We start from the raw sequence: 12,428 nt of genomic DNA, 5'->3' as shown, positions 1-12,428 counted from the left end.
GACGAGGAATGAGTTTCTCAGACTAGAATAGATAACTAAGAAATAGATGGAACTATAATATTAATGCAATCACTAGTGGAAGATGATTGGTCGGTATTATAGATGGAATTCCATCAAAGTACATACAAAAAGATATATCTATTTTTTCATCGCACCACCTCGAAATATGAGGAAGGATGAAAAGAGGATATATCCTACAGGGCTTCAAGAAAGGTACCTGGTATTAAATCTTTGTATTTAATATGATTTCGTAGAAATCTTTTCTTGATATCATGTATTTATTTTGTTTGGTATAATCAAAAGAGATGTACTTGTAATAGGTGATAAAGATGAAACGAATGATAATAAAGAAGGCAAATAATACAAATATTGAAAGGATTCTTGAAGTATATAATAAAGTAACAATCGAACTATTAAGAAAAGAAATTCATCAGTGGGAGTATCCATGGACAAAGAATGATATATTGTCTATGATTAACAATTTATATTTATTATATAATGGCGAAGATGTTATAGGGTGTTTTGAACTTATACTCCTTGATTCAAATAATTATATGATGAAACAAGGAGATTTATATTTAGGGAAAATTGCTATTCTTCCAGAGTATCAAGGTCAATCATTCTTATCCAAAGTAATAGAGTATAGTAAAGAATTGAGTATAAAAGAAAATCGTAATTGTTATCTTGATTGCTGGGCTGGTAATCCTAAACTAAAAGAAATATATGAAAAATATACTGAATATCTTGGAGACTTTAAGGAAGATAATTATTATATAAGTATATTTCAATTAGCAAAGCATACTAGATGATGGTAGAAAGAAATAATAGATTAAGAAGGAAGATATATGACAAAAGATAAAAAATTAATTTTAAAAGGATATAATGCATTAATCCAATTTGATATTACTAAAGTATTTACAGATACAAATACTTGGGACGGTGGATTCGGGTTTCAAGGAGTTTTATATATTGAATGTAATGGATTTAAACTAAAAGACGATAGTTTCCATTCAACATCAGAAGCCACAAGAAAATTTCTTGAAGAACTTCAAAATATATATAATAATCTGAAGGGTGAAGCTAATTATCGTTCTGATTATGAGGATAACTTAAATCTAAACATAAAAATGGGTCAGTGTGGTCATGTTATGATTGCTGTAGATTATAGAGACTATAGTTTAGAAAATATTAAAATCAGTTTTCAGACAGATACTGATCAAACTTATTTACTAGAAACAATAACTAATCTAAAAGAAATAGAAGTATATTTTAAATCATTAAACACATCACTTTCTTAATTGTGAATACTAAGTAATAAGAAAAAGTAATGGAAATTCTTCTATTACTTTTTTATTGCTGAATGATAAGTCATTCCATTTATTATACATTATATATAATCATGTTATAATATTTATATAATTGGGCAGGAGGCGAAAGTATGGATGCAAAGACATTGGATGAAGTAGAACTGTTAAGTTTTAAAATTCAAGATACGGTGTTAAAACTAATGAGCAATTTTTTTGAAAAAAATAAGGTATCTTATGCAGAATTAAGAATACTAAGGGTTTGTGATTCTCATGAGAATTTAACGCTTAATAAGTTATCAGAGGTGTTGAATAAAGCACCTGCAAATTTATCAGTAATTATTACAAAGTTGGTGAAAAGTAAATTATTAAGGAAAAAGAGTTCCCAAGTAGATAAACGTGTAACCTATATAGTAATAACTGAGAAAGGAAAAAAGATATCAGATTCTAGTTACAGTTATTTCTTTGATTTAGTAAATGATGATATAAGTGATGAACTTAACGAATTATTAACAGTATTAAAAAAATATTATGCTAAATTAAACTATTATATGAATTTAGAAATATAAGATGCTGTAAGTAATTGAAAAAATGTATTCAATATTGAAGTGGAAATATAAGAAAACATCCACTTTTTTCGACATTACCGAACAATCAATCCGCAATGAACGATGTTTTTAATGATATCGTCTAAATGGTGAAAGGGCAAAATTTATATATAGGCAAAAGAAAACATAAAATGTGCGGAGGGCGAGTCACATGAAAAAAGGCAAAAAGATTTTATGCCTTGCTTTTGCATTTGTAATGTTATTTGGTGTTATACATACAAGTATCTATGCAAATGAATTAGAAGAAGCAAAAGGCGAAGACGAAGTAGTAGAAGAACTACAAGAAGAAGAGAAGATTGAAGAAATAGAAGATTTAGAAGAAACAGAAGAAATTATTCTTGATGATTCTATAGAGACGGAAGAGGTAGAATCAGAAGAAATATTGGAAGATGTGGTAGAAGATGTTACAGATGCAGAAACTACTACAGAACCAAAAAAACTAAGTATGAGAGCACTTGTTGACGTTAGTTCAATAAGTGGTTTCAGTGATACTTTTGATGCCGCAAGTAATAATGATGAATTATTATTTACACAAACGTTTATCAATGAATTACTTACGACAACTACGGGAGTTACATTAACAACACAACCAGACGATAATCGTTCAATTATTATTGATGGAAAAAATCAGACCCTGGAAGGAAGTGCAGCTTTAGGTACTACGTTGTTTAAACTAACTCATAACGGTTCTGGTACGATTACGTTTCGTAATATGACAATTAAGAATTTACCTAAGACAGCTATAGAGATAAGTGGGACAGGAAATGTAACTTTTGAGAATGTAACATTTGATACAGTGAAAGAATCATCACTAAGAAATAAATCAACAGGAACATTAACGGTTGATTCATGTAATTTCTTAAGTGGGTTAGGACCTATGTTATATGATGAAACCACTACATCTCATATTGTTAATATTAGTAATACCTATTTCTATAATAGTAATACGAATGGTCAATATGGAATTGGTGGAGGAGTTCAAATTTCTTCAAATGCAGTAGCAGTTATTGAAAATTCAACATTTGAAAATAATAATTTAGCTACAGGTATGGGTGGAGCAATTGCTACTAGACATGATGGTGCCAATATTAATTTAACAGTTAAAAACTCATATTTTTTGAATAACTCAACAACAAACAATGTTGGTGGTGCTATCGGTATTTATCATTTAAGAGGTGGAGATGTTCAAATATTGGATTCAGTATTTGAAGGAAATAAAGCAAATGGAAATAATAACCTTTCAGATGGAGGAGCAATAGCAATAAAGAACAATGATGCATCATATACAGGAAATATTACAATTGCAGGATGTAACTTTACAGGAAATATAGCTGCTGATAATGGCGGTGCTATGCTAATTGAAGCAACAAATGATGGTGTAACAGTAGCAAATGTTTATAACAATACATTTGTGCAGAATGTTGCCAATGCAGTTGGATCTCCAACTGCAGTTGGTGGAGCGATTCAGACCTATGGAGCACCAACATCAACGATTTCTCACAATACTTTCTATCAAAATAAAAATGCGACTTCATATGGTGGTGGAGCAATTGGAATTAGTGGTGCTACAAATGCAGTGAATTCAGCAAAAGTAGCAAATAATATTTTTGTAGATAATACATCAACAGGCGCAAGTTCTATTCAACAGAATGTCGCTACTAAAGTTACAGTAACAGCGAATGTTGGAAACAATGGAAATGTTGGTTATGATAATGGACAAAAGTTTATTCCAGATGATGATACTCGTAATGCACTTGTAGTATTAGAGAATATCTTTGTTGATTTCTATAAGGCTGGAGATACAATGCCATCATATGCAAGTGTTGGAGATGCTAAACCTATCACCTTTGGAAGTGCAGGAGCAGCTGGTCATACACAAGTAAACAGTGCATATATCCCAAGTCCAAGAATTGATGAAATGTTACGTACCAATGATCCTCGTACGATAACAGGAGTATTGGAAGATGTTAGAGGTTATCCAAGAGAAAGTTTAACACCAGAAAATCCATATTATCCAAATGCAGGATCAGTAGAAATCTATTGGACAAAGTTTGATCCAGGTACTGGAGCATGGTCAAGTCGTTTCAATGTAGAAACAGAAGGTGGAATTGAATCATTGGCTTATCCAGGTCAGTTTTATAAAATTAACAACCCACCTACATTTACATCATCAGGAGATCCTATATATGATGTAAATAAAACATTCACAAGAAATACATTAACTGGTCCAACTGATTATGGATTTGTTGGATGGCAGAATGATAAATTAATAAGTGATTTAAAAGATGTAAATGCAGATTATACATGTCGTAAACAGACATATGTTGCACAGTGGAGATTGGATGAGTTCCACTTAGATTTTGATTTAATGGGAGGAAGTCCAAAAGAAAATTGTGATGATCATTTTATTACTCAAATAATTTTGAAAAATGTAAATGGTAATTTAGGAACAGTTCCTGCTTCAGAACCTCAAAAAGATGGATTTGTTTTTGATGGCTGGTATGAAGATGATACTTATGCAGGAAGTGAATGGGACTTTGATACTGATACAGTTACCAAGGATGTCACATTATATGCAAAATGGCGTGCTGAAGAAACTTATACATTAGATTTTGATATGCAAGGTCATGGTACGCAGGTTCCTCAACAGATTGTTGCAGAGAATAAAACTCCAACCAAACCAGCAGACCCTAGTGAAGCTGGTTATGCATTCAAAGGTTGGTATACAGATACAACTTTTACTACAGAATATGATTTCACAAAAGTCATCACAAAAAATACAACTGTATATGCAAAATGGGAAATAGTAATTCAACCAGAAAAAGAATACTATACCTTAAGTTTTGATATGCAGGGATATGGTGAACAGGTAGCTGATCAAACAGTACTTGAAAATACAGCAGGTACGAAACCAGCAGATCCTAGAGAAGATGGATATAAATTTGAAGGTTGGTATACAGATACATTATTTATAGTAGAGTATGATTTTACAACTCCACTTACTGAAGATGTAATTGTGTATGCAAAATGGACAAAGGAGACAATTAAGAAACCAAGTGTTATACCTCCAACTCCATCGAAACCAACGCCACCAACATCAACTACACCACAGGTAACTAAACCAGCAAGTCCTAGCACCGGAGATACTACAAACATAGTAAACTTGCTTGTAATGTTAGGCTTTGCAATGGCTGTAATTGGTGTATATGGATATCACAAAAAGTATCACAAGACAAATAACTAGAATTTGAAAAGCCTTTATTTAAAGGCTTTTTTTGTGCTTGTTTACAAATGAACACAAATTTTTGTGTAAATGAAAACATTTTTTGTGATTAAAGAGTATAGATAAGTTTCCATCCATGCTTTATTATAGAATTATGAAAGGAGGAAATAATCATGAACGAACGTAATACATCGATTCTGAATTGTTTGATTAAACAAAGCCCAACATCAGTGGAAAAAATAATTGATGATTTTGGATTATCAAAACGTCAGATCGAATATAGTATTTCACAAATCAATGATGAATTAGCATTAAATAAAGTCAGTAAAATTAGAAAGACAAGTGGAAAGTATTACATAAATGATGAAATTATTAAATGGTTTACCAGTTTAACAAATGCGGATCATGGTTATGTATACTCACAAGTAGAACGAGTATATGCAATTATTATTCAGATACTGTTACGAAACGAACCATTATCACTCGATTATTTCTCCTATGAATTAGGGGTTAGTAAAAATACCGTACTTACGGATATGAAAAAATGCGATGAAATATTTAAAAAAGCAAATGTTAAATTAAGTATTGTGAATTCAAAGGTTGACGGATATTTCATAAAAGGTAATGAATGGGATAAACGCTCAATGTTTATGAAAGCAATTCAATATATGTTGGAAAACAGTGGGGAAGGTCAGTTGAGTGAGGTTATGAACCTCAGCAATGAAGAGTATGCAGCATTGGAGGCAACAGTTCAAAATGTAGAAGATGTACTCTCACTACATTTTACGGATTATCATTTTATCTTATTAATCTATTACTTAAAGGCAATACTTACAAGGATTACTAAGAAATCGTATGTAGCGAAAAACTTCTTTATTGAATCAAGTGAGTTATCTGATACCGATGAATATGAAGCATCTAAAATTATATTAAGTGAGTTTGAAGATATACCACAATCCGAACTGTTGTATATGACACTTCACTTATTAACTTCAAATGCAATTAAGAAAGAAGTATTGGATAGTAAGGAATTGACAAAGTTAAGAGATGCGCTGGAAGAATTTATTCTTGAATTTGAAAGAAATTCGTTGATTGACATCAGTAATAAAGAAGTTCTATTGGAACGACTGCTAAGTCATTTCAAACCAGCATACTATCGTATCAAATATAATCTAACTACTAGTTACGATATATTGGATAAGGTAAGTAAAGGATTTGGAGCAATCAATACACTTGTATCACAGTCGATTTCACCAGTGGAAACATATTTAGGGTGTACAATCCCAGATAATGAAATAGCTTATATAACATTATTTATGGGGGGGACATTAGTTGATGAGGAAAGAAATCAACTAATTAATCATAAGAGAACATATGCAGTTGTGGTTTGCCAGAGTGGAGTGTCAATGTCAAACCTGATGAAATCAAACCTGATTAATATATTTCCAGAATTTGTTTTCTATCCAGCAATGTCGAAACGCTCATTTGAAAGTTTTGATAAAGAATACAGTATTGTATTCTCATCAATTCAGTTAACAACAAACAAACCATTGTTTATTGTGAATGAGATTATGAGTGAAGAAGAAAAATACTATCTGAAGAAACGAGTAATGAGTACATTATATGATACAGAAATAACAGCAGTTGACATTGAAAGTGCGGTGAAACTGATTCGTGATAGTATGAAGGATAACTTTGATGAAAGCAGATTGAAAGAGGAACTCTATCATCTGCTCAACAACAAAACAGTTGATATTAAACAACCAAAAGAAAAACCAGTAACACAAAAAAATGGAGTGAATCTTGCCGACTTGGTAAAAGTTGGGGGGATTAGCATAATTGATGATGTGGATGATTGGAAGGATGCGGTTGTAAAATCTAGTAATCTCTTACTTGAAAGTGAAAAGATTACAAAAGCATACCAAGACAAGTTAGTAGAAGTGTTCAAAGAATCAACACCACATATTATTCTAAATCAAAAAATAGCGATACCACACTTGGAAGCAAGATATGGTTCACTGGATTTGGGAATGAGTTTACTACTTATAAAAAATAAACCTGATGATTTACACATCCCGCAGGTATTTGTAACGATCTCTGTTGTTGAAGGATTGGATCATTTAACAGCATTAAATCAGGTAATGAAACTAGCAAGAAATGAACAATTATTAGAAGAATTATACAGTGCAGATTCTGATGAAGCTGTTCTGGATGTATTATATAGAATTTAAAGGAGAAGAAAGATGATAACAGACTATTTAGATGAGAGCCTTATTTGGTTACAAAGAGAATATCATAACCGTGATCAGTTATTCTACGATTGCGCAGAGAAACTATATAAAGAAGGATTTGTGGAAAAAGATTATTACCACGCATTAACGAAAAGAGAAAATGAATTTCCAACAGGATTAGATATGGAAGAATATGCAGTAGCAATTCCGCATGCAAATCCTGATGTAATAAAGAAAGACTTTATTGTTGCCTTAACATTAAAGAAACCAGTAAAGATGAGAAAAATGGATGATGCAAGTACTGAAGTAGATGTAAAGACATTCTTCTTATTGGGATTAAAAGAAAGTAATTCACATTTAGTTGTATTGAGAGAATTTATTAATATGATTCAGTGTAAAGAAGTAATTGATATTATTGAGAAAACAAATAGCACAGCAGCAATTGTTGAAGTTATTGAAGAATATTGTAATAAAGAAGACAAGAATTAAGTTGGTATGTCTCTTTATCAGATCGTTTTAAAAGCCATGGATTTAGAATTATTTGATGAAGATTACAGATATATGTAAAGGAGAAAAACATGAGAAAAGAAGCAATTAACATTCTGGTAGCATGTGGTAGTGGAGTTGCAACCTCTACACTAGCAGCTGATGAAGTTAAAAAGATATGTGAAGAATTAGGATTAAATTATAAAATCAGTAAAAGCAGTATGGTTGAACTTCGTGGTCAACTGGAAGGAAAAGATCTAGTCTTAACAACAAACAATTTTAAAGAAGACTTAGGTGTACGTCATATGAGTATTTCGGCTTTTATTACTGGAATCAGACAAGAAAAATTAGTAGAACAATTAAAAGAAGTATTGTTAGAAATAGCAAATAGTTAAATTGGAGCAGGGAAAGGGAAATAAATACTAAAGTAAAAAAAGGAGAATATATATAATATGGATACATTAATGAATATAATGCAGACAATTACAAACATGGGGGCATCTGCCGTATTACCATTAGTAATCTTTGTCTTAGGACTTGTATTTAGAATGAAACCTGGTCCTGCAATCAAAGCAGGAATTACAGTAGGAATTGGATTTATTGGATTATCACTAGTAGTAGGATTACTTAGTTCAACATTAGATCCAGCCATTACTTATTATGGTGAAATGGGATCAGGATTTACAATTATGGATATTGGATGGTCTGCAGTAGGAGCAGCATCTTGGATGGCACCATTTGCAGGACTTGCAGTTCCAATTGGTATCGTACTAAACTTAGCACTAGTACGTATGAAATTAACAAAAACATTAAATGTAGATATTTGGAATTACATGCATTTCTTAGTTCCAGGTGCATTAGTATACTTCTTATTTAATAATTTCTTCCTAGGACTAGCAGTAACAGTTCTATTATCGGTGGCTGCATTATTTATTGGAGATTTAATTGCTCCAAAATGGCAAGAATATTATGGATTAGAAGAAACAACTTGTACAACAATCATTCATACAGGGTGGACACTTCCATTTGCATGGTTAATTAATAAGATTATTGATTTCATTCCAGGACTTAACAAACTGGATGTTAGTTTAGATAAACTACAGGCAAGATTAGGAGTATTTGGAGAACCAGCAATTATTGGGGTACTTGTTGGATTAATTCTTGGACTTCTTACTTCTCAACCAGTAGAAGGTTTAGTAGCAATGGCTATGGGAGTAGCTGCAGTTATGGTATTACTTCCTAAGATGGTATCAGTACTTATGGAAGGACTATCACCAATAGGAATTAAAGCCAAAGAATATATGGTAAAACAAATGGGTGATGATGCAGAACTTAATATTGGAATGGACTGTGCACTTGCACTTGGAGATCCAGCAACAGTAACAGCTACTGTAATTAGTATTCCATTAACAATGCTTGCTGCATTGGTATTACCAGGAATTCAATTATTCCCAATTGGAATTTTAACTTCAATTATTTATATGACAACAATGACAGCAATGGCTAGTAAAGGAAACATCCTACGTACAATTATTTCAACAACTGTATTTAGTATCGTAGTAATGTATCTTGCAGCTTATGTTGCACCAGGAGCTACACAGTTCTTACAAGGTGCTGGAGTAGAATTGAATGGTTTAGGTTCAGACTTTGTATTAACTGGTCCATGGGAAATTATTGCATATTGGATTAGTACAATTATTTAGTAAACAGCTATTGAAAGGGGAAATATATGGCGGAGATATTACCATCAATTTTTGGAGCCGATTTAGGTAACTTAAATGACGAATTAGAATTTTTAAAAAATGAAAAAACAACAATATTACATGTAGATATGATGGATGGAAACTTTGTTCCAAATATCGCATTTGGCGATATTCAAATCAATGATTTAAAGAAAAGAACCAATATGATATTTGATGTGCATATGATGGTTGATCATCCATTTGATCACATAGACAGCGTTTTGGATGCTGGGGTGGAAATGATTTGTGTTCATTATGAGGCAACACCTCATATTCATAGATTAATTAAAAAAATAAAAGGTAGTGGTAGAAAAGCAGGAGTAGCAATTACTCCTTCTACCAGACCAGAGGAATTAGAATATCTATTAGATGATTTGGACTATATTTTGGTTATGACAATCAATCCAGGACATAAGGGGGAGAAGTTCATTGAACAAAGTTTAGAAAAAATCAGACACACCAAACAACTGATTGGTGATCGACCAATTCAGATTGAAGTAGATGGTGGAGTAAATGATGCAATTGCAAAGCAATGTAAAGATGCAGGTGCAGAATTAATCGTTGTTGGTGGGTTCTTATTCTCAAATGATCCTAGTGTTCAGTATCAAAAATTAAGAGAAGCGATTAGTTAACAGAAAGGAAATATTACAATGGGAAAATTTGACGGTAAAGTTGCACTTATTACAGGAGCAGCAAATGGAATAGGAAAAGGAATTGCAGAGCAATTTGCACAAGAAGGTGCAAATACAGTAATTGTAGATTATGATGCAGAAAAAGGTGAAGAAACAGCAAATGAAATAACAACAAAATATCAGAGATCGATATTTGTTCAAACTGATGTTTCCAATCCAGAAGCACTTGTTCATGTACGTGAACGTGTATTTGAAGAATTTGGAAGAATTGATATCTTAGTTTTAAATGCAGGAGTAGCATTTGCAAACAAAGTAGATAATATTACGTTTGAAGAATGGAATAAAACATTGAACATTAATTTATCAGGACTATTTAATACTGTTAAGGCATTCTATAATGACTTCCTTACAAACAATGGTTCAATGGTATATATTAGTTCAGGTTCTGCACTAAGTGGTACTGGTGGTGGAGTATCTTATCCAGCATCAAAAGCTGGTGGTGAAGGACTTATGAGAGGACTTGCAAAAGAATTAGGACCTAAGGGTGTTAATGTAAATATTATTGCGCCTAGACTAATTGATTCAGGAAAAATGATGAGAGTAAACTATCCTACGGAAGAAAGTTTACGTGCAGTGTTGGATAAAATTCCAGTACGCCGTTTAGGAACAGTAGAAGATGTTGCAAACCTTACATTATTCTTAGCAGATCCTGCTAACTCATATATTCAAGGGCAAACTATCTTATTAGATGGTGGAAGAACAATTGCATAGTATGGGTGTAAAAGAAAATACATTGAGTATTCTTCAAGAACTAACTAATAATGCTAGTAAAATTGAAGATACACAAGCAGAAACATTTATTAGACAGATCAAAGCAGCGAAGCATATCTTCCTGTCTGGTGCAGGTCGTTCAGGAATTGCGATTCAGGCATTTGCCAATCGTTTAATGCATCTTGGATTCTCAGTAAGCATTGTTGGTGAAATCAGTTCACCACACTCACACGAAGGTGACTTACTGATAATATGCTCAGGTTCTGGAGAAACAGGAAGCCTGAAAAGTTTAGCTGCAAAAGCAAGTAACAGTGGCGTTGATGTAGCATTGATTACAATGAAACAAGATTCTACGATTGCTAAACTGGCAAGTGCAGTATTAGTATTACCAGGAACAACCAAAGATGATAATGAACGTGATGAAGATAGTTTCTCGCAACCAATGGGTTCTGCATTCGAACAACTAGCATTTCTAAGTTTTGATGCAATTATATTAACCTTAATGGATCAAATGAATGAAACATCAGATTCTATGTTCAAACGTCACGCAGATTTTGAATAACCCTAAAAAACACTTTGTATAAAGTGTTTTTTGATGCTTTTCTTTTTTAAAATAAAGAACTATGATACTATGATTTTATAAGTAAGAGGTAGTATCTATGTTGAAAGAAGAACGCCAACAGATTATTTTAAATGAATTGCATGAGTTTGGAAAAGTCATGGTAAATGATTTATCTGATAAGTTTAGTATCTCAAAAGATACAGTAAGACGTGACTTAAATGAATTAGAAGAAAAGTGTATGGTTCGTCGTGTTTTTGGTGGTGCACTCCCTTACAATTTACCAGTACCTGATTATAATCAAAGAGAACGAGTGAATCGCAGTAAGAAATATGAGATGGCTAAAGAAGGATTGAAGTATATTAATGAAGGGCAGTTTATTGTGTTAGATGGAGGATCAACAAATAAGATGTTAGCTTCTATTATTCCCATCAATTATAAACTAACAATTCTTACAAATAGTTTTCCAATTGCTAATGAATTACGAAATCATGTAAATGTGAAAGTAATTCTATTAGGTGGAGATTATCTAAATGAATCTTTAACTACAGTAGGTGAGATAGCAGTAGAGCAAGCATCAAGATATAACCCTGATGTATGTTTTTTAGGTGTCTATGCTGTTGATAAGAAGTATGGAATTACTGCACCATATTTAGAGGAAGTAAGTATAAAACGAAAATTTGTTGAAATTTCTGATACAACTATTGCATTAAGTACGCAGGAAAAAATAAAACGAAAATCAAAGTATAAAATATGTGACTATGATGAAATATCAATGATTATTACTGATGAATAGGAAACAAGTGTAGTTTTATCGAAGTGAAACTGCATTATTTTATTATTCAAAACACGCATAAACACGCATAAATCAT

12 protein-coding genes are annotated in these 12,428 nt (G+C 32.1%); all 12 read left to right on the top strand.

Going from position 1 to position 12,428, the window contains the following annotated elements; genetic code table 11:
* Nucleotides 1–329 precede the first annotated feature (329 nt).
* The 12 genes from J2S15_RS15895 to J2S15_RS15840 all read left to right on the top strand — a co-directional run bounded on the left by J2S15_RS15895 (nt 330) and on the right by J2S15_RS15840 (nt 12,352).
* Entirely contained in the window at nt 330–809 is a 480-nt protein-coding gene (locus J2S15_RS15895; protein WP_307410089.1) for a GNAT family N-acetyltransferase, read from the top strand.
* Between the two features lie 36 nt (nt 810–845).
* A complete protein-coding gene (locus J2S15_RS15890; RefSeq protein WP_307410087.1) occupies nt 846–1,298 on the top strand; it encodes a WapI family immunity protein in 453 nt (150 codons plus the stop codon).
* 140 nt (nt 1,299–1,438) lie between these two features.
* Complete coding sequence (locus J2S15_RS15885) at nt 1,439–1,873, top strand: MarR family winged helix-turn-helix transcriptional regulator (protein WP_307410085.1); 435 nt, start codon at nt 1,439–1,441, stop codon at nt 1,871–1,873.
* Between the two features lie 190 nt (nt 1,874–2,063).
* Nucleotides 2,064–5,156: an InlB B-repeat-containing protein gene (locus J2S15_RS15880; RefSeq protein WP_307410084.1), complete on the top strand. Its 3,093-nt coding sequence runs from the start codon at nt 2,064–2,066 to the stop codon at nt 5,154–5,156.
* Between the two features lie 152 nt (nt 5,157–5,308).
* The gene (locus tag J2S15_RS15875) at nt 5,309–7,366 is read left to right on the top strand and encodes a BglG family transcription antiterminator (protein ID WP_307410082.1); all 2,058 of its coding nucleotides are present in this window, start codon (nt 5,309–5,311) and stop codon (nt 7,364–7,366) included.
* A 12-nt stretch (nt 7,367–7,378) separates the two neighbouring features.
* A complete protein-coding gene (locus J2S15_RS15870) occupies nt 7,379–7,855 on the top strand; it encodes a PTS sugar transporter subunit IIA (protein WP_307410080.1) in 477 nt (158 codons plus the stop codon).
* 89 nt (nt 7,856–7,944) lie between these two features.
* Nucleotides 7,945–8,247: a PTS sugar transporter subunit IIB gene (locus J2S15_RS15865; RefSeq protein WP_307410078.1), complete on the top strand. Its 303-nt coding sequence runs from the start codon at nt 7,945–7,947 to the stop codon at nt 8,245–8,247.
* A gap of 57 nt (nt 8,248–8,304) precedes the next feature.
* Entirely contained in the window at nt 8,305–9,555 is a 1,251-nt protein-coding gene (locus J2S15_RS15860; RefSeq protein WP_307410076.1) for a PTS transporter subunit IIC, read from the top strand.
* A 26-nt stretch (nt 9,556–9,581) separates the two neighbouring features.
* On the top strand, nt 9,582–10,226 hold the full coding sequence (locus tag J2S15_RS15855; RefSeq protein ID WP_307410074.1) for a ribulose-phosphate 3-epimerase: 645 nt from the start codon (nt 9,582–9,584) through the stop codon (nt 10,224–10,226).
* A gap of 18 nt (nt 10,227–10,244) precedes the next feature.
* Nucleotides 10,245–10,997: an SDR family NAD(P)-dependent oxidoreductase gene (locus J2S15_RS15850; RefSeq protein WP_307410073.1), complete on the top strand. Its 753-nt coding sequence runs from the start codon at nt 10,245–10,247 to the stop codon at nt 10,995–10,997.
* A 1-nt stretch (nt 10,998) separates the two neighbouring features.
* Nucleotides 10,999–11,559, top strand: coding sequence for a 6-phospho-3-hexuloisomerase (gene hxlB / locus J2S15_RS15845; RefSeq protein WP_307410072.1), 561 nt, complete (start codon nt 10,999–11,001; stop codon nt 11,557–11,559).
* A 97-nt stretch (nt 11,560–11,656) separates the two neighbouring features.
* Nucleotides 11,657–12,352 carry a DeoR/GlpR family DNA-binding transcription regulator gene (locus J2S15_RS15840; protein ID WP_307410071.1) on the top strand — a complete coding sequence of 232 codons (696 nt, stop codon included), beginning with the start codon at nt 11,657–11,659 and terminating at the stop codon, nt 12,350–12,352.
* Nucleotides 12,353–12,428 lie beyond the last annotated feature (76 nt).

The organism is Breznakia pachnodae, assembly GCF_030814225.1.
Lineage (GTDB): Bacteria > Bacillota_I > Bacilli_A > Erysipelotrichales > Erysipelotrichaceae > Breznakia > Breznakia pachnodae.
The sequence above is the reverse complement of the archived record's forward strand: the minus strand, read 5'-3'. Positions and strand labels throughout refer to the sequence as shown.